Annotated in this window: 25 protein-coding genes and 1 rRNA gene; 5 read left to right on the top strand and 21 right to left on the bottom strand. The window is 40.7% G+C overall.

Features of this window, described 5'->3' with window-relative positions; genetic code table 11:
• From BW139_RS10840 to BW139_RS10750, 19 genes are all read right to left on the bottom strand, one after another.
• Nucleotides 1-76: ribosomal RNA gene (locus BW139_RS10840) — 16S ribosomal RNA — on the bottom strand; the annotation flags it as partial.
• Nucleotides 77-1,044: 968 nt separating this feature from the next.
• On the bottom strand, nt 1,045-1,446 hold the full coding sequence (gene rplQ, locus BW139_RS10835) for a 50S ribosomal protein L17 (RefSeq protein ID WP_008115370.1): 402 nt from the start codon (nt 1,444-1,446) through the stop codon (nt 1,045-1,047).
• A gap of 39 nt (nt 1,447-1,485) precedes the next feature.
• On the bottom strand, nt 1,486-2,472 hold the full coding sequence (locus BW139_RS10830) for a DNA-directed RNA polymerase subunit alpha (RefSeq protein WP_008115371.1): 987 nt from the start codon (nt 2,470-2,472) through the stop codon (nt 1,486-1,488).
• A gap of 24 nt (nt 2,473-2,496) precedes the next feature.
• Entirely contained in the window at nt 2,497-3,117 is a 621-nt protein-coding gene (gene rpsD / locus BW139_RS10825; protein ID WP_002959461.1) for a 30S ribosomal protein S4, read from the bottom strand.
• A 21-nt stretch (nt 3,118-3,138) separates the two neighbouring features.
• Complete coding sequence (gene rpsK, locus BW139_RS10820) at nt 3,139-3,525, bottom strand: 30S ribosomal protein S11 (RefSeq protein WP_002959471.1); 387 nt, start codon at nt 3,523-3,525, stop codon at nt 3,139-3,141.
• Between the two features lie 12 nt (nt 3,526-3,537).
• Nucleotides 3,538-3,894, bottom strand: a complete 357-nt coding sequence (rpsM, locus tag BW139_RS10815; protein WP_008115377.1) for a 30S ribosomal protein S13 — start codon at nt 3,892-3,894, stop codon at nt 3,538-3,540.
• Nucleotides 3,895-4,019: 125 nt separating this feature from the next.
• Complete coding sequence (gene rpmJ, locus BW139_RS10810) at nt 4,020-4,133, bottom strand: 50S ribosomal protein L36 (RefSeq protein WP_002959476.1); 114 nt, start codon at nt 4,131-4,133, stop codon at nt 4,020-4,022.
• A gap of 22 nt (nt 4,134-4,155) precedes the next feature.
• Entirely contained in the window at nt 4,156-5,484 is a 1,329-nt protein-coding gene (gene secY / locus BW139_RS10805; protein WP_008115380.1) for a preprotein translocase subunit SecY, read from the bottom strand.
• 10 nt (nt 5,485-5,494) lie between these two features.
• Nucleotides 5,495-5,929: a 50S ribosomal protein L15 gene (gene rplO, locus BW139_RS10800; protein WP_008115382.1), complete on the bottom strand. Its 435-nt coding sequence runs from the start codon at nt 5,927-5,929 to the stop codon at nt 5,495-5,497.
• A 4-nt stretch (nt 5,930-5,933) separates the two neighbouring features.
• The gene (rpmD, locus tag BW139_RS10795; RefSeq protein ID WP_008115384.1) at nt 5,934-6,116 is read right to left on the bottom strand and encodes a 50S ribosomal protein L30; all 183 of its coding nucleotides are present in this window, start codon (nt 6,114-6,116) and stop codon (nt 5,934-5,936) included.
• A gap of 3 nt (nt 6,117-6,119) precedes the next feature.
• The gene (gene rpsE, locus BW139_RS10790) at nt 6,120-6,626 is read right to left on the bottom strand and encodes a 30S ribosomal protein S5 (RefSeq protein ID WP_008115387.1); all 507 of its coding nucleotides are present in this window, start codon (nt 6,624-6,626) and stop codon (nt 6,120-6,122) included.
• 9 nt (nt 6,627-6,635) lie between these two features.
• Nucleotides 6,636-6,986, bottom strand: coding sequence for a 50S ribosomal protein L18 (gene rplR, locus BW139_RS10785; protein ID WP_008115388.1), 351 nt, complete (start codon nt 6,984-6,986; stop codon nt 6,636-6,638).
• Between the two features lie 9 nt (nt 6,987-6,995).
• On the bottom strand, nt 6,996-7,529 hold the full coding sequence (gene rplF / locus BW139_RS10780; protein ID WP_008115390.1) for a 50S ribosomal protein L6: 534 nt from the start codon (nt 7,527-7,529) through the stop codon (nt 6,996-6,998).
• Nucleotides 7,530-7,542: 13 nt separating this feature from the next.
• Nucleotides 7,543-7,935, bottom strand: coding sequence for a 30S ribosomal protein S8 (gene rpsH / locus BW139_RS10775; protein ID WP_008115392.1), 393 nt, complete (start codon nt 7,933-7,935; stop codon nt 7,543-7,545).
• A gap of 21 nt (nt 7,936-7,956) precedes the next feature.
• Nucleotides 7,957-8,262 (bottom strand): 30S ribosomal protein S14, encoded by a 306-nt coding sequence (gene rpsN, locus BW139_RS10770; RefSeq protein ID WP_006794245.1) that lies wholly within the window; start codon nt 8,260-8,262, stop codon nt 7,957-7,959.
• A gap of 10 nt (nt 8,263-8,272) precedes the next feature.
• Complete coding sequence (rplE, locus tag BW139_RS10765; RefSeq protein ID WP_010392500.1) at nt 8,273-8,812, bottom strand: 50S ribosomal protein L5; 540 nt, start codon at nt 8,810-8,812, stop codon at nt 8,273-8,275.
• Nucleotides 8,813-8,828: 16 nt separating this feature from the next.
• Entirely contained in the window at nt 8,829-9,143 is a 315-nt protein-coding gene (gene rplX, locus BW139_RS10760) for a 50S ribosomal protein L24 (RefSeq protein ID WP_004589210.1), read from the bottom strand.
• A gap of 10 nt (nt 9,144-9,153) precedes the next feature.
• A complete protein-coding gene (rplN, locus tag BW139_RS10755) occupies nt 9,154-9,522 on the bottom strand; it encodes a 50S ribosomal protein L14 (protein ID WP_008115397.1) in 369 nt (122 codons plus the stop codon).
• Nucleotides 9,523-9,796: 274 nt separating this feature from the next.
• Nucleotides 9,797-11,734, bottom strand: coding sequence for an AsmA family protein (locus BW139_RS10750; RefSeq protein WP_076919640.1), 1,938 nt, complete (start codon nt 11,732-11,734; stop codon nt 9,797-9,799).
• A 236-nt stretch (nt 11,735-11,970) separates the two neighbouring features.
• On the opposite strand from BW139_RS10750, the gene BW139_RS10745 reads away from it, so the two are divergent.
• The 4 genes from BW139_RS10745 to BW139_RS10730 all read left to right on the top strand — a co-directional run bounded on the left by BW139_RS10745 (nt 11,971) and on the right by BW139_RS10730 (nt 14,888).
• Nucleotides 11,971-12,396, top strand: coding sequence for a hypothetical protein (locus BW139_RS10745; protein ID WP_010392493.1), 426 nt, complete (start codon nt 11,971-11,973; stop codon nt 12,394-12,396).
• An 8-nt stretch (nt 12,397-12,404) separates the two neighbouring features.
• Nucleotides 12,405-12,605 carry a helix-turn-helix transcriptional regulator gene (locus BW139_RS10740; RefSeq protein WP_010392491.1) on the top strand — a complete coding sequence of 67 codons (201 nt, stop codon included), beginning with the start codon at nt 12,405-12,407 and terminating at the stop codon, nt 12,603-12,605.
• Between the two features lie 149 nt (nt 12,606-12,754).
• Complete coding sequence (locus BW139_RS10735; RefSeq protein WP_008115401.1) at nt 12,755-13,918, top strand: hypothetical protein; 1,164 nt, start codon at nt 12,755-12,757, stop codon at nt 13,916-13,918.
• A gap of 292 nt (nt 13,919-14,210) precedes the next feature.
• Nucleotides 14,211-14,888, top strand: a complete 678-nt coding sequence (locus BW139_RS10730; protein ID WP_008115403.1) for a TorF family putative porin — start codon at nt 14,211-14,213, stop codon at nt 14,886-14,888.
• A gap of 808 nt (nt 14,889-15,696) precedes the next feature.
• On the opposite strand, the gene BW139_RS10725 is transcribed toward BW139_RS10730, so the two are convergent.
• Complete coding sequence (locus BW139_RS10725) at nt 15,697-19,272, bottom strand: M1 family aminopeptidase (protein ID WP_076919639.1); 3,576 nt, start codon at nt 19,270-19,272, stop codon at nt 15,697-15,699.
• 11 nt (nt 19,273-19,283) lie between these two features.
• Entirely contained in the window at nt 19,284-20,162 is an 879-nt protein-coding gene (locus BW139_RS10720; RefSeq protein ID WP_076919638.1) for an ABC transporter ATP-binding protein, read from the bottom strand.
• A gap of 188 nt (nt 20,163-20,350) precedes the next feature.
• On the opposite strand from BW139_RS10720, the gene BW139_RS10715 reads away from it, so the two are divergent.
• Entirely contained in the window at nt 20,351-21,028 is a 678-nt protein-coding gene (locus BW139_RS10715; protein WP_076919637.1) for a nitroreductase family protein, read from the top strand.
• The last annotated feature ends 106 nt before the right edge of the window (nt 21,029-21,134 follow it).

Here is a 21,134-nt window from a genome sequence, read left to right as displayed (position 1 = left end):
TCTGTTACCGCTCGACTTGCATGTGTTAGGCCTGCCGCCAGCGTTCAATCTGAGCCATGATCAAACTCTTCAATTAAAAAGTTTTATGTCTTTCGACAGCTCAATGAATTCTGAATTTATTTAATATCTTTCGATATTGAATTGACTGTGCTGAATAATTACCGAAGTAACTATTCTGTTGGTCACTCAGTTTAAATTGAGACTCTAAATTTGTTTGCCTCACTACCTAAGTAGCTTGGCTGTTAGAACTCAATCTGTACGAGTGCCCACACAGATGATTGCTTTATATTGTTAAAGAACGTTGCGATTAAAGCGTTAAACTTTATCTCGCTAGGGCTGCGCATATTACGCTTTCCTATTTTTTTGTCAACACTTAATTTTGTTAAACTTGAAAGTTTTCAGAACTAAGTTTTACTTAACTCACTGAGTAGTTCGTGCCTCGCTATGCGCTGGCGTTCCCCGTCTCAGTGGGGTCGCATTATAGGGAGATCCGAAAACAGATCAACCCTTTTTTGCAGAAAACTTGAAATAAATGACTGTTCGTTGGATATTTAGACTAAACGCTTAAAAAGACAACTAAACCTAATCATATTTCGCCTTTAAAGCTATAAAAACTTATTTTTTGGAAAATCTTTTCATAGTTATTGTAGCGATTACTAAGAAAACAAATTGTTTAGCTTTATATGGCCATTTAGATTAGTGGCGAATAAGTACATCAGGCAAGGACTCTACTATATAAAGTTAATGAGCTATTGGAGGGTATCAACTATTTCGAACTTTTTTATATTAATAACTATAAACTGTAAAAGTCGTTACATGATCATATATTTATTAGTCTAAATAGCTTTACTTATAAATAGAAAGATAGCAGTCCTAAACGCTCGCATTATGATTCGTCGATTCTAGTTAGGCTATTTTATTAGATGAAAGGAATGAGAATAAATTTGCTATTAATAATAGAGCTAAAAGCTTTATTCATTTTGTGTAAATTTTAGATATTAAAAAGCCGAGCATAAGCTCGGCTTTTTGGTGTCTCTTTAAGACTTACTCTGCAGACTGCGCGTCTTCTTGAACTTCTTCGCTCGCCGCTGGGCGACCAACTAGTTCAATATAAGCCATTGGTGCATTATCACCAGCACGGAAGCCACACTTAAGAATACGAGTGTAACCACCTGGACGATCCGCATTACGAGGACCGATTTCACTGAATAACTTACCAACTACTTCATTATCACGCGTGCGAGCAAACGCTAAACGGCGATTTGCTACACTGTCAGTCTTAGCCAGTGTGATTAAAGGTTCAATTACACGGCGTAACTCTTTCGCTTTAGGCAAAGTAGTTTTGATGATTTCATGTTTCACCAAAGAACCTGCCATATTGCTGAACATCGCTTTACGATGGCTACTGTTACGGTTTAATTGACGACCACTCTTACGATGGCGCATGACCCTATCCTTCTAACTAAACTAATATAGTGATTTAGATTATTCAGCTAGGCTTGCAGGCGGCCAATTTTCTAGGCGCATGCCTAGAGAAAGACCACGTGAAGCTAGCACGTCTTTTATTTCAGTTAGAGACTTCTTACCTAGATTAGGCGTTTTAAGAAGCTCAACTTCAGTGCGCTGAACTAAATCACCGATATATTGAATTTGCTCGGCTTTCAAACAGTTTGCTGAACGTACTGTTAATTCAAGATCATCAACTGGACGAAGTAGAATAGGATCGAATTCTGGCTTCTCTTCTTTCTCTTCTGGCTCAGTTACATCACGTAAATCTACGAATGCATCTAATTGCTCAGCTAAGATAGTAGACGCACGGCGGATCGCTTCTTCAGGATCTAAGGTGCCGTTTGTTTCCATATCAATGATTAACTTGTCTAAATCTGTACGTTGCTCAACACGGGCTGATTCAACCGAGTACGCAATACGTTCAACTGGGCTGAATGATGCATCAAGCAGCAATCGACCAATTGGACGCTCATCGTCATCAGAGGATAAACGACTAGATGCCGGCACATAACCACGACCACGCTCAACACGAATACGCATGCTGATCTCGCTGTTATTTGTTGTTAAATTACAAATAACATGATCTGGGTTAGCAATTGTTACATCGCCATCGTGCTGAATATCTGCCGCAGTCACAGGGCCTACACCAGATTTAGTCAGGGTCAGAAAAACTTCATCTTTGCCTTCTAACGTTACCGCTAGACCTTTAAGGTTTAGTAGTATTTCAATGATGTCTTCTTGTACGCCTTCTTTCGCGCTGTACTCATGCAATACACCGTCGATTTCAACTTCAGTTACTGCACATCCAGGCATAGATGATAACAGTATACGGCGTAAGGCATTACCCAAAGTGTGACCAAAGCCACGCTCGAGTGGTTCTAAAACTACTTTAGAACGCGTTGGGTTGATAGCGTCGATATCGACTAACCTTGGTTTTAGAAATTCTGTAACAGAACCCTGCATTTTATCCTCTCTTAACTCTTAACTTTACTTAGAGTAAAGTTCGACGATTAGTTGTTCATTAATGTCCGCAGACAGATCTGAACGCTCAGGTAGGCGCTTGAAGCTACCTTCCAATTTCTTACCGTCAACTTCAACCCAAGTCGGCTTTTCACGTTGCTCAGCCAACTCTAGAGCAGCGATGATACGTGCTTGTGTTTTAGACTTCTCACGGATTACAACAGTATCTTCTGGAGTAATTACGTATGAAGGAATGTTCACAACACGACCATTAACTAGAATCGCTTTGTGGCTTACTAACTGACGTGCTTCAGCGCGTGTGCTAGCAAAACCCATGCGATATACAACATTGTCTAAACGTTGCTCTAAAAGCTGTAACAAGTTTTCACCTGTATTACCTTTAAGGCGAGCAGCTTCTTTGTAGTAGTTACGGAATTGCTTTTCTAATACACCGTAGATACGACGTACTTTTTGCTTTTCACGTAATTGTAAACCGTAATCAGATAAGCGTCCTTTACGAGCGCCGTGCTGACCAGGTGCAGTCTCAAGTTTACACTTAGAGTCGATAGCTCTTACGCCGCTCTTAAGGAACAGGTCAGTACCTTCACGACGACTCAGCTTGAGCTTAGGGCCCAAATATCTTGCCATGTTATTTCTCCTAACCTATTGTTAAACGCGACGTTTCTTCGGTGGACGACAACCATTGTGTGGTATTGGCGTCACGTCAGTAATGTTGGTGATACGGTAACCAGCAGCATTCAAAGCACGTACAGCAGATTCACGACCTGGACCTGGACCTTTAATGAAAACTTCTAGATTTTTTAAACCGTATTCTTGAGCAGCAGTACCTGCACGCTCTGCAGCAACCTGAGCAGCAAATGGAGTAGATTTACGTGAACCACGGAAACCTGAACCACCGGCAGTAGCCCATGATAGTGCATTACCTTGACGGTCGGTAATCGTTACAATAGTGTTGTTGAAAGACGCATGAACATGAGCCATACCATCAGCAACTTGCTTTTTAACCTTTTTACGACGAATTGGTGTCTTAGCCATTTTACTATCCCCTTATCGCTTAATAGGCTTACGAGGACCCTTACGGGTACGCGCGTTAGTCTTTGTTCTTTGACCACGAAGTGGTAAAGAGCGACGGTGACGTAGGCCACGGAAACAACCAAGGTCCATAAGGCGCTTGATATTCAAAGTAACTTCACGACGAAGGTCACCTTCTACAGTGTACTTGCCAACTGCTTCACGCAATACGTCAAGTGTTTCGTCTGAAAGTTCACCGATTTTTGTGGTCTCGGCGATACCAGTCGCTTCTAAGATAGCCTTAGAGCGAGTCTTACCTATGCCATAAATAGCTGTTAAACCAATAACTGCATGTTTATGATCAGGGACGTTAATGCCAGCGATACGGGCCACTAACACATCTCCTATATTTGAATTTGGTAATCATCTGTTTGAAAAGCCCGTAAGGATACTCAAACGAAGACCAAATCACAACTAAAAACACAGGCCGAGAAACCTCAGCCTGCACGACTGTTTACTTAGCCTTGCCTTTGCTTATGCTTAGGCTCACTGCAAATTACGCGTACTACACCAGCACGTTTAATAACTTTACAGTTACGGCATATTTTCTTAACGGAAGCACGTACTTTCATTGCTCAACTCCGTAAACTGACCTTATCGACCGTAGCCTTTAAGGTTCGCTTTTTTCAGCACAGAATCATACTGATGTGACATCAGATGCGTCTGTACTTGTGCCATAAAGTCCATGATTACTACAACGATAATCAAAATTGATGTACCGCCGAAATAGAATGGCGTTTGCCATGCCATAGTCATGAATTCGGGCACCAGACAGATAAAGGTTATATACAAAGCACCTGCCAATGTCAGGCGTGTCATCACTTTATCAATGTATTTAGATGTCTGCTCACCTGGACGAATACCTGGGATAAATGCGCCAGATTTTTTCAGGTTGTCTGCTGTTTCACGCGGGTTAAAAACCAACGCTGTGTAGAAAAAGCAGAAGAAGATGATAGCCGCAGCTAAAACCATTGCATACAAAGGCTGACCTGGAGTCAACGTTGTAGCAATTGCTTGTAGCACATCAGCAACCGGACCTTCACCCTGGCCGAACCAGCTTGCAATTGTACCAGGGAACAGAATTATACTGCTAGCGAAGATTGGTGGAATAACACCCGCCATATTTACTTTCAGAGGTAAATGCGTGCTTTGAGCAGCAAATACTTGACGACCTTGTTGACGCTTGGCGTAGTTAACAACGATACGTCGTTGACCACGTTCAAAGAATACAACAAGATAAGTAACAGCGAATACTATAACCGCAACCATCAACAGTACAAAAACATTCAAATCACCTTGGCGCGCCATTTCGGCTGTCGAACCAATAGCAGACGGCAGGTTAGCTACAATACCAACAAATATTAGAACTGAGATACCGTTACCGATACCGCGTTCTGTTATCTGTTCGCCCAACCACATAAGGAACATAGTACCGGTTACTAAACTCACCACTGCGGTGAAATAGAATCCCATACCTGGGTTAACAACTAACCCGTTCATCATGCCCGGTAAGCTAGTAGCAATACCGATTGATTGGATAGTAGCAAGCACAAGCGTGCCGTAGCGTGTGTACTGGCTTATCTTTTTACGCCCTTGCTCACCTTCTTTCTTAAGCTCTATAAACGGCGGATACATATGCGTTAATAGTTGCGTAATAATCGAAGCCGAGATATACGGCATGATACCCAGTGCTAACACTGAAGCTCGCTCAAGCGCACCACCGCTAAACATGTTGAACATCTCAACAATGGTGCCCTTTTGTTGCTCGAAGAAATCGGCAAGTACAGCGGCGTCAATCCCAGGGATCGGCACAAATGAACCTAGACGGTAAATTATGATAGCACCCAATACGAAGAGTAATCGGCGCTTCAATTCCGAAAGTCCACCTTGTGCACTTTGTGTATCTTGACCTGGTTTAGCCATTAGTACTTCCTTAGTCTTCTACCTTGCCTCCGGCAGCTTCGATAGCTTCGCGTGCACCTTTAGAAGCCTTAAGGCCTTTAACGGTAACAGCGCGTGAAACTTCGCCAGATTTAACAACTTTAACGAACTGAACGTTCTTTTTAACTAGACCAGCTGCTTGTAACGCGCTTAGGTCTACCACATCGCCTTCAACTTTAGCGATTTCGTATAGGTTAATTTCTGCAGATACTAAAGATTTGCGAGAAGTGAAACCGAACTTAGGTAGACGACGTTGCATAGGCATTTGACCGCCCTCAAAACCAACGCGTACTTTACCGCCAGAACGTGATTTTTGACCTTTGTGACCACGGCCACCAGTCTTACCAAGACCAGAACCGATACCACGACCAACACGTTTTGGAGCAGTTTTTGAACCTGCAGCAGGTGAAAGTGTATTCAAATGCATCGAATTACCCCTCTACCTTAACCATGTAATAAACCTGGTTGATCATACCACGCACACATGCTGTGTCTTCTAACTCAACAGTGTGATTGATACGACGTAAACCAAGACCGCGTAATGTAGCTTTATGCTTCGGTAAACGACCGATAGAGCTTTTTACTTGTGTTACTTTTACAGTTTTATTAGCCATGGTTTACCCCAAAATCTCATCTACTCGAAGACCACGTTTTGCAGCGATCGACTGAGGAGAATTCATGTTCTCAAGAGCTGAGATCGTTGCACGTACAACGTTGATCGGGTTAGTAGAACCGTAACATTTAGAAAGTACGTTCTGCACACCAGTCACTTCAAGTACTGCACGCATAGCACCACCTGCAATGATACCAGTACCTTCAGATGCTGGTTTCATAAACACTTGTGAGCCAGCATGACGTCCTTTAACAGGATGCTGTAATGTGTTGCCATTTAGGTCTACGTTGATCATGTTACGACGTGCTTTTTCCATTGCTTTTTGAATAGCAGCTGGAACTTCACGTGCTTTACCATAACCGAAACCTACTTTACCTGCGCCATCACCAACTACAGTTAGTGCAGTAAAGCTAAAGATACGACCACCTTTAACTACTTTAGACACACGGTTCACCGCGATTAGCTTTTCAGCTAAATCAGGCTGTTGTTGCTTTGCTTCTACGTTAGCCATTGTCTACTCCTAGAATTGCAAACCGGCTTCACGCGCAGCATCAGCTAGCGCCTTCACACGGCCGTGATATTTAAAGCCACTGCGATCAAAAGCAATCTTTTCGATGCCTTTGTCAGCCGCACGTTCAGCAACCGCTTTACCAACTGCTTGTGCAGCTGCAACGTTGCCTGTGCCTTTAACTGTTTCGCTAATAGCTTTCTCAACAGTAGAAGCAGCAGCCAGTACATTACCCTCAGCGTTTACAACTTGAGCGTAAATGTGACGTGGCGTGCGGTGGATAACAAGACGCGTTGTGCCTTGTTCAATATAATTTCTACGAGTGCGTTTAGCACGACGTAGACGAGCTGTTTTTTTATCCATCGTCTTACCTTACTTCTTCTTAGCCTCTTTACGGCGTACATTCTCATCTGAATAACGAACACCTTTACCTTTATAAGGCTCAGGTTTACGGTATGCACGAATGTTAGCAGCTGTTTGACCAACTAACTGCTTGTCTACGCCCTTAACTAGAACTTCTGTTTGGCTTGGAGTTTCAATCGTAATTCCTTCAGGAACTGCGAAATTAACTGGGTGCGAGAAACCAAGAGTTAAGTCTAAAACTTTGCCCTTAGCTGCAGCACGGTAACCAACACCTACTAACTGAAGTTTCTTCTCGTAACCTTCATGCGTACCAACAACCATGTTGTTGATTAGAGCGCGAGCAGTACCTGCTTGTGCCCATGCATTGGCTACGCCTTCACGAGGTAAAGTTGTAATAACGTTGTCGTTAACTTGTACTTCAACAGCATTGTTGATAGTACGAGTAAGTTCACCGTTTTTGCCTTTAACTGTGATTTCCTGGCCTTTTAATGTAACTTCTACACCGGCAGGAACGTTTATTGGTGCCTTTGCTATGCGAGACATAGTTCCCCTCCGATTAAGCTACAAAACCAATGATTTCACCACCAACGCCTGCACTACGTGCTGCGCGGTCTGTCATTAGGCCTTTAGAAGTTGATACGATAGCGATACCTAAACCACCCATTACCTTCGGTAATTCGTCACGTCTCTTATAGATACGTAGACCAGGGCGACTTACACGCTGGATATTTTCAATAACAGCTTTGCCTTCGAAGTACTTTAACTCGATAGAAAGCTCAGGTTTAACATCACCACTTACTGCGAAGTCTGCGATGTAACCTTCATTTTTTAATACATTAGCTACTGCTACTTTCAGTTTCGAATTAGGCATCGTTACAGATACTTTCTTCGCTGACTGACCGTTACGGATTCGTGTAAATAAATCCGCGATAGGATCTTGCAAGCTCATAGTCTTACTCCCATGATTCTATTACCAGCTAGCCTTTTTAAGGCCAGGAATTTCACCGCGCATAGCTGCTTCGCGAACTTTAATACGGCTCATGCCGAATTTGCGAAGGAAACCATGTGGGCGGCCCGTAATGTTACAACGATTACGTTGACGTGCAGGGCTAGAATCACGAGGTAAAGCTTGTAGCTTAAGTACCGCGTCCCAACGATCATCTTCAGATGTATTAACATCACTGATGATAGCTTTTAGTGCTGCACGCTTTTCAGCGTACTGAGCAACTAGTTTAGTGCGCTTTGCTTCGCGCGCTTTCATAGAATTCTTTGCCATAACCCTACCCTTATTTCTTGAATGGGAAGTTAAACGCTTCTAACAACGCACGGCCTTCCTCATCTGATTTCGCAGATGTAGTGATTGTGATATCCATACCGCGTACACGGTCTACTTTATCATAATCAATTTCTGGGAAGATGATTTGTTCACGTACGCCCATGCTGTAGTTACCGCGTCCATCAAAAGACTTAGCACTCACACCACGGAAGTCACGGATACGTGGGATAGCGATTGAAACCAAACGCTCAAAAAAGTCCCACATACGCTCGCCGCGTAGGGTTACTTTACAACCAATCGGGTAACCTTCACGCACTTTGAAGCCAGCAACAGATTTGCGTGCTTTAGTGATTAAAGGTTTCTGACCAGAGATAGCTTCTAGATCCGCAACAGCGTTATCTAAAATCTTCTTGTCAGCTAAGGCTTCGCCCACACCCATATTTAATGTGATCTTCTCGATCTGAGGGACTTGCATGACAGAGCTGAAACCAAACTTCTCTTGAAGTTCAGCAACTACTTTGTCTTTATATACTTCATGCAGTTTCGCCATCATTCTACTCCAACTATTAGATAGTTTTACCAGTAGATTTAAAGATACGTAATTTCTTACCATCTTCAATCTTGAAACCTACACGATCTGCTTTGCTCGTTTCCGAGTTGTAGATCGCAACGTTTGATACGTCGATAGACGCTTCTTTCTCAACAATACCGCCAGCTTGGTTCAACTGTGGAACCGGCTTTTGGTGTTTCTTGATTAAGTTAATGCCTTCGACAAATACTCGACCAGACTCGGTTACAACTGAAAGCACTTTGCCGCGCTTACCTTTGTCTTTACCTGCTAGTACGATTACTTCGTCATCACGACGGATTTTTGCTGCCATGATAGACTCCTTACAGTACTTCTGGGGCTAGTGAAACGATTTTCATGAACTTTTCATTACGAAGTTCGCGAGTCACAGGGCCGAAAATACGAGTACCAATAGGCTGCAAGTTATCATTTAAGATAACAGCCGCATTGCTGTCGAAACGGATCAATGAACCGTCTGGACGACGAACGCCTTTTTTGGTACGCACAACTACCGCGTTTTTAACATCACCTTTCTTCACTTTACCGCGAGGAATCGCTTCTTTTACAGAAACTTTAATGATATCGCCAATCGCTGCATAGCGACGGTGTGAACCACCAAGGACTTTTATACACTGCACTTTGCGAGCGCCGCTGTTATCAGCAACTTCCAGCTGAGTTTGCATTTGGATCATGTTAATGACCTCCGGTGTAGTAATTACAACTTGTCTTAAATTTGTTTAAAATCAAGACATTTCGATTGAATTCCACTCAAAAAACATACTAGATGTCTCTTAAGGGCGGGCAATTGTATCAGCATTGAGGAGGGAGTGGTAGGTTATTTTTTAATTAATTTAATGCGGATGCTAAATTAGAAACTGGTTATTTATGCTATCTACCTAAATTACAGATGGTTATAAAACAAACAAGGCACCGTAGCGATGCCTTGTTTTTTATCAGTAATTAAAATTAGCCAAACAAACCTTTTAATTTATCTTTAATTTTGTCTTTGGCTTTTTCTTTTGCTTCATCTTTAACCGCACTGCCTATATCTAATTTTATGCCAACATCATGGAATGGGCCTTTTATTCTCAGAGGGATTTTAAAGCCAGTGCTATCATCGGTAGTGCCTTGACCTTCAATAGAATCTACTAAACCTGTTACTAGGCGGTAGTTAACCAGAGTTTGCGGTAAATCAACGTCTCCTTCACCTGAAATGCGTATTAAAGGGCTGATCAGGGATAAATCAGTATTTTTACCTACGCCATTGGTAAAGTTAAAACTACCCGAAAGTGCAGAGAAGTCAGTTTTCTCAGATTCTTCAAATCCTGTATCTAATCCCTCAGATGCGGCATTAAAGTTACCTTTAACTAACTCTTTGCCCTTACGTACCATTTCCGCTACGTTCGCACCTTTAACCGCACCATCTGCGAACTTAAATCCTAGTTTACCATTAAGCGCATTAATAAATGTTTTTTGGCTTTGCCCAGCTGTAGTTAAATTCCAATTTAACGACCCTTTGCCCATTAACTTATCAAAGCCTGCAGCATCGCTAAGTAATGGCTGTGCGTCTATTTTATCTAAATCGAAGTTGGTTGCTATTTTATAAGGGATATTTTGAGCATTGATAGTAATCAGTCCTTTACCTGTTCCTTCGTAAGCGGCAAAGCTGTCTAGGCTTAATTTAGCAATGCTATTTTTAAGTGCTACTGTAAACTGGTTGGCGCCGAGTTTAATGTCGTTCGCTTTTAAGCCACTTGAACGGACAATCACATTTGCATCTAATGCATTTAAGCCACTTAAATCAATTTTAGTATCATCCCATACTATTGGCTCTGCAGACTTAGAGTCGTCTTTTGCTGGGACTTCTTTTTTAGCTACGGTTTCAGGTAAGTAGGGATTTAAATCAAGCATTCCTAAGTCAATATCAGCATTAACTGCTAAGCGACTGCCTAAATTTAACTTACTTTTACCTTTAATCTCGAGTGCATCGAGCGTTGCTACTAATTCAGTTAGGTTAAACTCTTCACCGAGTAAGTGCATTTCGGCTTTGATGCTAAAGGCGTTAAACGCATTCTCTTTTGCGTTTAAATCTATACCTTGCCAGTTAGCAATATTTTTAACTGAATCACCGTTAAGTGCTAATAATCCATTAATATCTTGGCCTTGTTTGGCTATGCTGCCATCAAACGTTAAATCTACTAAACGTGAGTTAAGCGTTTGTTTAACATTGAATGGGGCGCCTTCAATCGCTTTTGCTGGTGTGTCGAGTTTTACATCAAGCTCAAAGCGCTCCTGCATGTAAGTTATAGCTCCTTTGACTTCGAGCTGTTTGCGCAGTGAAGGAAGTAATATAGCCAGTTCTAAATCGCTAATTTGCTGTTTAGCGCCCGTTTGACCATCTAAATAAGTAAACGACCCGCCATAAATAGCGACCTCGCCTAACTGAATATCAAAGTTTTCAGGTAATTTGACTGCCTCACCCGATTGAGTTTGCTGCTCTGGTTGTTTAGCTACTGCATCAAATAACTGCCAGTTAGCTTTGCCGCTTTTATCGGTTTCTAGCAAGATATCAGGCTCATTAATAACAAACTTTTCTAGTTTTAACTCGCCACCGAGTAATGAAAGCCAAGGAATATGAACAGCAAGTTGCTGCATACTCGCCATATCAGCGCGAGAGCCGCTCGGCATATTGGCAAAATGCACATCATTAAGCTCTAACTTTAATGCAGGAAATACACTGAGGGTTTTATCGCCCTTTATGGTTAATGTGCGCCCGGTTGTTTTTTCAACCTGCTCAGACACTTTATTAAAAATGGTATCAGTAGGAATTAAAAAAGGTGCAGCAACAATTAACGCTATACATAGCAATAATATGACACCAATAACTTTAAATAAGGTCTTCATGATCATCCTTTCAAACGTGCAAATAATGTTCTTATCATAGCGGGAGTTAGCGCCAAAAGCATTGCCCAATAACTAAAAATCTACTTTCCTACATTCTAACGTGGGTATATGAATTGTAACTGAAACATTTTGATACCTTTAGGTTACAAAAAAATATTGACCAAATGATACCTACAGGTTACATTGATACCTACAGGTTACAAAATATAAATTAACACTTCCACAGGATGGACTTTATGAAACAACAAGATATTAAAACTGAAGAACAGTTTATGGGTCAAAACATATTTCTAAGTATAAGCACAAGTATGGTTTTTTTACTTCTCAGTGTTAACTCAGTAATAAAACAAGATATTGACGGGCTTTTAACTGTTGGAATGGGCGTTTTATTTTATATAGTTATAATAGCTATTTATATAACTAAAGCAGGCTTTCCATTAAAAATGTATTTTCAATATGCTTATAAAGATGAATTCCTAAATACTATCGACACGAGTGCCTATAAACATTCAATTTTTGCACTTGTTTTTTGCCTGCTTGGTGTTTTTTATAAAGGCGATGCTATTGCTAGTGAGGTTTCGCATGCAGCTATGGCAGTATTCTACTTAGGTATCATGCTCTTGGCATATGGCACTTCATTGTTTTGGCAAAGCCGCGATTAGGAAATAATGTGCAAAACCATATAGCTGAATTTCGTAAAGAGGCAGGGCTTTCACAGCAAGAACTGGCCGATGCTATTAATGTTTCACGAAAAACCATTAGCACGGTTGAAACATCTCGTTTTACACCCTCGGTGATCATTGCCTTAAAAATAGCACAGCACTTTAATACCTCAGTTGAACGGCTGTTTTCACTCGATGAACACGATTAATACAGTAATGATGCAATCTTGTGTTAATTAACTTACCAAGATTGCATCCTCTGTATTCTCCGGTATGATGCACGCCCCTGTTGCTGCTGGCTTATTTAAGCTAAAATGAAGCGACTAAAAAGTATATCTAACCGGAGAGTCTACAAGGCATGAAGAAACTGCTAATTTCACCGTCAAAAATGGCATTAGGCGAGCAAGAAAGTCAAATTTATCAAAATATTCTGAAGCAATCTTCAGAGCTAAGCCTAAACCTGATGGCTGTGAAAGTGGAAAACCATCCAGAAGACTTTTTAGGTTGGTGTTATGAGCTATTAAGTGCAAGCCGCGACCGTATTAATTACGACTTACTCGAAACCCAACAATTACCACTATTAAAAAAGCTGCATGACCAACTTATTTCAGCCATTAGCTTTTTACAGTTAAAAACATTACGGGTAGCACCTTGGCCAGTAGTGAGTATGTTTGTAGATCAACATAAAGAACTGGTGGCACTTGATGAGCAGCTACGTTTAACTACTTATATTGCAGGCCTACGTGAAAAGCCGTTAAAAGAGATGATCCCTGAAGACTTACTCGCTTTTAGCGGTAAGCATATGGCATCACTCGATCCGAGTACTTATAACTTTGATGTAGAATGGTTTGCCTCTACCAAAAGCGCCAAAGGTTTTCACCAGATGCTGGCTGACCTGCCAGGTGCCTTCGACGATGCGCTTAGCAACATTCCACTTGAGGGTGATGTAGCCCAAACAAATTATCAGCAATTTGTAGTTGCTTACTTGAGTGCATTTAATGGTAGTGATGAAAAACCAACACTGGCACCTGCCACCCGCTTATTAGCAATGCGCCGCCCTGATGTATTTACACCAATAAGCAATAGCCGCTTAGATGCACTTTGCTCAGCTTTAGGTATCACCAAATTAAATAACCGCGACTTTGAGCGTTATTGGCAAGATGTAGTACAAAGTATTCACGCTATGTCATGGTTTAAAATGGCCAATGCTGGTAGTGAACTAGAAACACAGTTGGTGGATATTAAAGCGCTTATACCTTGCTTTTTCTATTATGCAGATACTAATACTGCAGATAACTCTAACTACATTAAGCTACTTAATAAACCTACACGTAGCACTTCTAGCAGCAGTAAAGCGCCACGCCGAGGCAAAGAATCTGCTGAGATTTTAGTGGATCGCGCGCTTGCTGCTGATGATATTCCAGAACATATTCGTGCTAAACGTGACTCTATTATTAGCGAAGTACAAAAAGGCCGCGGTGTTAACGAAACAATTACCCTAATGCGTGCCATTTTTGGTTAATTAACCCACAAGAAAAATAAAATAGCCTAGCAGCGCTTTGATGGTGCAGCTAGGCTATTTTTTGCACCAGCAAAGTGAACCTGCTAAATAATTACTTTTCTATCCCTACCTCATATTATTTTCAATACATTGTTTTAAATAGTAAAAATAATTTATAAACGAATAAGTTTAATTTGGCACACACAGTGCAAATACCCCATTAGTAACATAATAAAATGCCGCCAAACAAAAGGTTGTAGTCGTTCATAATAAAAAGCCTTGGCGTGCAAAATCATACAATGGGAAATGAGACATGCTAAAACTACAAAAAACAATATTGATCAGTGCATTGGCATTAACAGGAATGACATCAACTACTGCATTTGCTGAAGTAACAGCAAATGCAGCAGCCACTTCAAACTACTTATGGCGCGGACAAGAGCAAACTGGTGGCGATGCTGCTGTATCTGGCGGTATTGATTACGCTAATGAATCTGGCTTTTATGCGGGTACTTGGGCGTCAAATGCGTCTTGGGCCGATGAAATGACCTACGAACTAGACTTATACGCCGGTTTTGGCGGCGCAATTAATGAAAGCGTGAGTTATGACGTAGGGTATATCTATTATGCGTATCCTGATGCGGCATCAGGTGCCGATGCTGATTTTTCAGAAGTTTATGGCAGCATTAGTGTGCAAGGTTTTACATTTGGTGCAGCCGTACTTGCAACATCTGCAGCCAGTGGTGATGGTACTGATTTTGGTGATTCATTGTATTTAAATGCCGATTACAGCTTCGCTGTTGGTAGCAATGGCACAGAAATGGCGCTACACATAGGGCATTACTCAGGCGATTTCATCGGTGATGATAATATTATTGATTATGGTGTATCGGTGTCTAAAGATGGTTTTACTTTTGGCCTATCAGATAACGACATGGACGGCTCAGATGTAAAAGCTTATGTAGCCTACGCTGTCGACTTTAACCTATAAAAAGAATGTGTTACTTGCTGCAACACTAAGGGCCGAAAGGCCCTTTCTCGTTTAAGGCCACCTTTTAAATTAACCATAAATATAAAAACGACTGTTTATTCAGCTTTAAACTCGTTCTTGTTGCAATCAATTGCAACTGATTCAGAATGCTAAAATGGACCAACTTGATTGATATCTAACTATCCTAAGCCATTAGTAAAAGATTTATAAGCATGCACACTTTGCCATTGCGAGCTTGTATGTGATTGGTTACTTACTTCAGTCCACCCCTCGCTAAAAAATAAAATAAAAATTTGTGCAACCAGTTAATACCGCGAACTCACAATAATTAATTTAAAGTTCATACTGACTTTCCTGCCAACTGCATTTGAGCAACCTGAGTATCCTTACAAATTTGCTCTACATCTTCACGCTGCTCAAATACTTATCCCTATAAATAAAATGGATGGCTATCTTCAACACTTGCCTTACTTGTTATTTTTGCGCTGGCTTGCGGCTAAATTTTTACCTCATAGTAAGCACTAAAATCAAGTAAAGCAGCACCCATTATTAATGATTGGATAATCATCCTGATTAGCTCACTATTAGTAATTAACTTTATAAGAGGACAAAAAGCGTTGAGTAAAAAATTGTTTAACAAATATCATATGACTAAAAATCTTATAAATTATTCATATAAAAGGCCGCATGAATGCGGCCTTTTAAGTTTATGTTTATAAAGATAAATTTAACTCATTCGTCTTTATCTATTAAATGTAAGGTTTATCGCCAGTCTATAAAAAAACTGGCATTTTGGTCCAAGTTAACATTATAGCGCCTTGATATTATCGCCACTTTTCTTATCAATTAACTTAATGAAAGGGTCAACACCAGCAAATTTAGGTAACTCAGTTACCTTTAATGTAATGGTATTTTCACCTGTTTTTATCTCGTGCTTTTGCATGTAGATAACAGTATCCCCTTGCTGAATTTCATTTGGATCTGCGCTAAACAAAGCGACATCTATCATTTGAGCTAATGGAATATCCTCTTCATTCCCTTCCCCATCTGCATGTTTTTTTGCTGCAGAAATAGTTAGCGTAACAGTATGTTCGCCATCAACAGATTCAGCCTCTTGAACATCAACTTCACTGAGCTTTAACTCATATAATGTAATGGCATTAAACTGATCTTCAATGAATGCTTGCTCTTGTTCACTCGCCCCTTGCTTTAAATAAGCAATAAAGTCTAACGTGGTAGGGTAACGATCTTGCGCATATTGGTAATCTTGTAAAAACGCTCGTAAAACGGCATTTAAACGTTGCTCACCTAACAGATCATGAATGGCCATCATAACCACAGACCCTTTGTTATAATGGATGTATTGCTGCCCTACTGTACGTGCAAGAGTCCTCTCCTCATAAGGCTCAGTCGTTCGTCCGAACAAATAACGATCTAGCTCATACTTTAAGAATTTACGAAGATTGTTTTCACCGTATCTCTCTTTCATCACCATGATTGCTGCATATTGCGAGAGCATTTCAGATAAAATGTTCGATCCCTCAACGTTCGCACCAATCACCTGATGTGCCCACCACTGGTGTGCTAGTTCATGGGCGGTAACGTAGTAAGGAAGGTTAATATTATCAGGATCGCGTATATCGGTAATAAATCCCAAATTTTCAGAGAATGGGACTGTATTAGCAAAACTCTGCGCAAAATCACGATAGCGAGGATACTCTATAATACGCATTTGCTTATGCTGATAGGGGCTAAACTCTTTGGAAAAATAATCTAAAGAATCTTTAGTAGATTGAATCATCGAATCTACGTTCCAAGCATGCTGTTCGTGATGATATACTTCTATATTTACGCCATTGTGCAGCTCTTTTTTCACCTCAAGCTCCATTGAGAGCAAGGTGTAAAAATGTAACATAGGTGCATCCATTTCGTATACAAACGTAGTACGGCCATCTTTAGTACTTTGTGATTGCAAGTAACCTGGAACCATCGCAACTTGCGACTCATCGGTAGTAATTGTGGCAGCAAAGCTGACATAATTATCCGCAAATAAAGGCTGAGCATGGTATTGCGTTTCTTCAATTTTATTGCCGCGTTTTAACTCTGGTAAACCTCTTTGACGACGCTCATTTTTATCTTGCAATTGTTTACCAAAGGAATAACCAAAGGTTGGAAACAGTGCAGTGTTATCTATAAATGTACCGTTATATAAAAGTTGTTCATCACTACCTCTATCTACGAAACCTTTAGTATAGCGCTCTACGCTCATTACAATTTCACGGCTTTCATTTGGTTGCATTGGCTCTGTAAACTCTAACCATGCATGACGATACTGCTCATTTAACTCGCCCAGTTGCGCACCATCTACCTCAACACTCCAGTTATGAGTATGATAAGGCTTATTCACCAATACTCGTGTAATCGGTTGCTGCGATTTATTTTCTAATTGCATAACTACGCTTGCATTAATACGTCGCTCTTGAGGGTAGATATCTGCAGTAACAACAACATCTGTTGGTATAGGGACAGCCGCATCGGCAAATTGACCAAACTCACGTTCATATTGCTCTTTCAAGTCTTCACGCTGATCACTAGTAATAAATGGATTAATCACTGTTGTGTTGTAGTAAATATAACTGCCTGCGCCTACAAAAATAAGTGCACCGCACACTATAATCACTTTACCTGAGTTACCTAGCTGATAGCCAATTAGCTTTACGCGCGCTTTTAAACCCTGCCCAGCCCCACGCGGCCAAAGTGCATAGCTAAGTGCGGCAATGATCACACTAAAGCCAAGCCAGTATAAGTTATACCAATGCACTGCCGTTAAAAAGTGGCCGTATCCATTAATATCTGAATAAGGCGCATATGGAGTGGCACCTATTTTAAACATTTTATGCTCAAAGCCATAGTTACTCATAACCTGAGTAGTAATAAAGTACAGTACATATAACCCCATACCGACGTACTTATTAGGGCTAATTACTTGTAATAAAAAAGCAAAGCCGCCTTGAAAAATAAGCATGAGTACAAATAAATAACCGAGCCTGATTACATATTGTGCAATATCAAAGTTCTCCATGCCCATAATCATTTGATAAAACAGTGTCACCAAAGATCCAAATACGCATAACAATAATAAAACAGCACTCAGCGCTACATATTTAGAGCCCCAGAACACCCAATTTACAACAGGGTAAGCATCAACAATGTCTGCCATACGTGATTCACGATCATGCCATACAAGTTCACCACAATAATAAACCAGTACAATAATCATCAATACGCTAAAGCTTTCTTGAATTAGCTCAACCATTCTAAAAGTAACTGGCCAAACATCAGTTCCGTATGCACCCATTGAACCTACTAACGCGGGAATTAATGTCGCTAAAGATAAAATAAGCAAAATACCAAACGAATAGCTTTTTATAACTTGTTTGACTTCAAAAACAGTCCGCGTTAAAAACTGCGACCATGCATTACTTCCCGTCGCCTTTGCCTTTATATTAAAACCAAGAGCAGTTGCAGAATTAGTATTACTATCTTTATTGACCTTGCCTTTCACTTTTTGCTTTTGCATTAAGTGGTGGGATGTATTTAGCACTGTGGTTGCTAATGCCACCAAAGCAACACCGACCCAAATTAGCCTATTGTGTAATAGCTGATCAGTTAACGTAATTTCCATCACGTTGCGATCAGCTATTGTCCAATATTCCATTTGGATTCCCATAGCAGACAGAGCAAACATATCTAAATAAGCCGAGATTTCGCGATATTGAATATCAGAGAAGATATTCGATCCAACCAAATAACTAATAAGTAAGGCAACGGCGACTAGATACAGTGCCACCATGCTGCGAAAGCGCATTGCGACAACATTAATTAGCGATGAGACAACAAATAAAGAAGGAACAGCAATATAAAAGAATGGTACCAAATAGTAACTGAGTTTATTCTCTCCCAACATTTCACTGTCTAACCAGCCCATTAAACTACCAAAACCACTGCCAATCCACACTCCCAACATCGTAGTTGAAAATACCAATAGAGTGACCAAATAAGCCCCGATAAATCTGCCCGCCCTATATTGGGCGATATTTAGTGGCTTACTCAAAACTAATTCATTGAGTTTACTCACGTCATCACGAATAGCTGAACTGCCGACAAAATTGACCACTAAGAAAATAGCAAACACCGACATAATCGCAATAACTTGCAAAATTGCGTAAGGAGAATTTACATTCACATTGCTGCTTCCTCCTATTTGCACCGTGTCAGACACCGACGCCATAAAAGTAAGAAAGAACAAAATAAGTGACGTGATATAGAAAGAAGGCTGACGCATAAAATAGCGCAGCTCAAATTGCATCATTTTAAACAACATAATCTGTATCCTTATGCTGCTTTATTGCGATGTTTATGCAATGTTGAAAAATAAACATCTTCTAAATCAGCAGGCTTTGCCTCAAAGCCTTGCGGGGCGTCGTCAGCAAATACGCTGAGTAATGTTTTTCCGGCAAACAAGCGTTTTGCGATTACAGGTAATGACTGTTCTAGTTCGACAGCTTCGGCTTGGCTCATCGCCTTGTGCCATATTTTGCCCTGTAGCGTATTAGTCAGTTCAATTGGGTTACCTTCAAGTAAAATTTGACCGCTTGCTAATACAGCCATATTTGGGCAAAGCTCAGATACATCTTCAACTATATGGGTTGATAAAATCACCACTTTACTTTCGCCTAAACCAACCAATAAATTATGAAAACGATTGCGCTCTTCAGGATCCAGCCCTGCCGTAGGTTCATCAACAATGAGTAAATCAGGGTCGCCTAATAAAGCTTGTGCAATACCAAAACGCTGACGCATCCCCCCCGAAAAACCACTCACTGCATTTTTTCTGTGGTCGTATAAATTAGTTTGCGCGAGTAACCCTTCAACGGCCTCTTTACGCTCAGCTTTATTGTTTAAGCCTTTTAAAATAGCCATATGATCAAGTAAGTCATAAGCACTCACGCGTTGGTATACACCAAAATCTTGCGGTAAATAGCCTAAACGCTCACGTAAACTTTTGGGTTGTGCTAAGACATCAATCCCATCAAACTTTATGCTGCCGCTATCTGCTGATTGTAACGTTGCAATTGTACGCATCAATGAAGATTTACCAGCCCCATTAGGACCGAGTAATCCAAACATACCTTTAGGAATATTTAAGTCGACACCTTGTAGAGCGTGGACACCGTTGTCGTAGGTTTTTGATAACCCTGTTATTGATAGCATTTTTACTTCCTTGAATTGTAAGTATTATTTTTGTACTGCTTTATACCACATTAAAAACAGGAACATAAGTTAGTAACTAGTTAACTTTGTAACAATAAATAAACAGAAATTCATTCTAATAACACTTGCTTAGAAATGAGCCTCTCGGTATAAAAACCAAACACTCTAAAAATAAGAAGCGAACAGCCATGCAAGATCACAAAAGCCAACCATTAACCGATTTTATAGAATACCCGCCAGAGGAAATGCTCGCGCGTGCGAATGAGTTTTTACAAACGAGCCAACGCCGTCATAGTATTCGTAGCTTTAGTAACCGCCAGGTGTCAAAAGAAATCATCGAAACCTGTATAAAAGCGGCAGGTACAGCGCCTAGTGGCGCAAACCACCAGCCATGGCATTTTGTAGCCATTAATAGCGCAGATGTTAAAAAGCAAATACGAGAAGCCGCTGAAAAACTAGAGCGCTCATTTTATGAAGGTCGCGCAGGCGAAGAATGGCTTGATGCATTAAAACCTTTAGGCACCGATGCTAATAAACCCTATTTAGAACACGCACCATGGTTGATTGCAGTGTTTAGTCAAAAAAAGGGGGGTGTAAATACGGACGATAAAAACACTAATTACTATGTGCATGAATCAGTAGGGCTGGCCACTGGTTTTTTAATTCAAGCACTACACCGAGCAGGCCTTGCAACCTTGACCCACACGCCAAAACCAATGAGCTTTTTAACCGATATTTGTGGCCGTGATAAAGACAACGAACGTCCTTATATGCTATTAATTGCAGGCTACCCCGATGAGCATGCAACGGTGCCACTGCATGCACTTGATAAAAAGTCGCTGGATGAAATAGCCACTTTTATTTAACCTGAACTCTGATTAAGAGAATTACTAATACTTTGAATATAAATGATATTTATGTTTACTTTCTCTAGCGCTGGAAATAGCTGCTTGAGATAGATTTATTATCCAG

It is taken from the genome of Pseudoalteromonas sp. SK18 (assembly GCF_001974855.1).
Lineage (GTDB): Bacteria > Pseudomonadota > Gammaproteobacteria > Enterobacterales > Alteromonadaceae > Pseudoalteromonas.
This window is presented reverse-complemented; position numbering and strand designations above follow the sequence as displayed.

Coding starts and splice junctions, on each gene's coding strand:
- rplQ (WP_008115370.1), bottom strand. CDS start 1,446: ATGCGCCATCGTAAGAGTGGTCGTCAATTAAACCGTAACAGTAGCCAT.
- BW139_RS10830 (WP_008115371.1), bottom strand. CDS start 2,472: ATGCAGGGTTCTGTTACAGAATTTCTAAAACCAAGGTTAGTCGATATC.
- rpsD (WP_002959461.1), bottom strand. CDS start 3,117: ATGGCAAGATATTTGGGCCCTAAGCTCAAGCTGAGTCGTCGTGAAGGT.
- rpsK (WP_002959471.1), bottom strand. CDS start 3,525: ATGGCTAAGACACCAATTCGTCGTAAAAAGGTTAAAAAGCAAGTTGCT.
- rpmJ (WP_002959476.1), bottom strand. CDS start 4,133: ATGAAAGTACGTGCTTCCGTTAAGAAAATATGCCGTAACTGTAAAGTT.
- secY (WP_008115380.1), bottom strand. CDS start 5,484: ATGGCTAAACCAGGTCAAGATACACAAAGTGCACAAGGTGGACTTTCG.
- rplO (WP_008115382.1), bottom strand. CDS start 5,929: ATGCATTTGAATACACTTTCACCTGCTGCAGGTTCAAAAACTGCTCCA.
- rpmD (WP_008115384.1), bottom strand. CDS start 6,116: ATGGCTAATAAAACTGTAAAAGTAACACAAGTAAAAAGCTCTATCGGT.
- rpsE (WP_008115387.1), bottom strand. CDS start 6,626: ATGGCTAACGTAGAAGCAAAGCAACAACAGCCTGATTTAGCTGAAAAG.
- rplR (WP_008115388.1), bottom strand. CDS start 6,986: ATGGATAAAAAAACAGCTCGTCTACGTCGTGCTAAACGCACTCGTAGA.
- rplF (WP_008115390.1), bottom strand. CDS start 7,529: ATGTCTCGCATAGCAAAGGCACCAATAAACGTTCCTGCCGGTGTAGAA.
- rpsH (WP_008115392.1), bottom strand. CDS start 7,935: ATGAGCTTGCAAGATCCTATCGCGGATTTATTTACACGAATCCGTAAC.
- rpsN (WP_006794245.1), bottom strand. CDS start 8,262: ATGGCAAAGAATTCTATGAAAGCGCGCGAAGCAAAGCGCACTAAACTA.
- rplE (WP_010392500.1), bottom strand. CDS start 8,812: ATGGCGAAACTGCATGAAGTATATAAAGACAAAGTAGTTGCTGAACTT.
- rplX (WP_004589210.1), bottom strand. CDS start 9,143: ATGGCAGCAAAAATCCGTCGTGATGACGAAGTAATCGTACTAGCAGGT.
- rplN (WP_008115397.1), bottom strand. CDS start 9,522: ATGATCCAAATGCAAACTCAGCTGGAAGTTGCTGATAACAGCGGCGCT.
- BW139_RS10750 (WP_076919640.1), bottom strand. CDS start 11,734: ATGAAGACCTTATTTAAAGTTATTGGTGTCATATTATTGCTATGTATA.
- BW139_RS10745 (WP_010392493.1), top strand. CDS start 11,971: ATGAAACAACAAGATATTAAAACTGAAGAACAGTTTATGGGTCAAAAC.
- BW139_RS10735 (WP_008115401.1), top strand. CDS start 12,755: ATGAAGAAACTGCTAATTTCACCGTCAAAAATGGCATTAGGCGAGCAA.
- BW139_RS10730 (WP_008115403.1), top strand. CDS start 14,211: ATGCTAAAACTACAAAAAACAATATTGATCAGTGCATTGGCATTAACA.
- BW139_RS10725 (WP_076919639.1), bottom strand. CDS start 19,272: ATGTTGTTTAAAATGATGCAATTTGAGCTGCGCTATTTTATGCGTCAG.
- BW139_RS10720 (WP_076919638.1), bottom strand. CDS start 20,162: ATGCTATCAATAACAGGGTTATCAAAAACCTACGACAACGGTGTCCAC.
- BW139_RS10715 (WP_076919637.1), top strand. CDS start 20,351: ATGCAAGATCACAAAAGCCAACCATTAACCGATTTTATAGAATACCCG.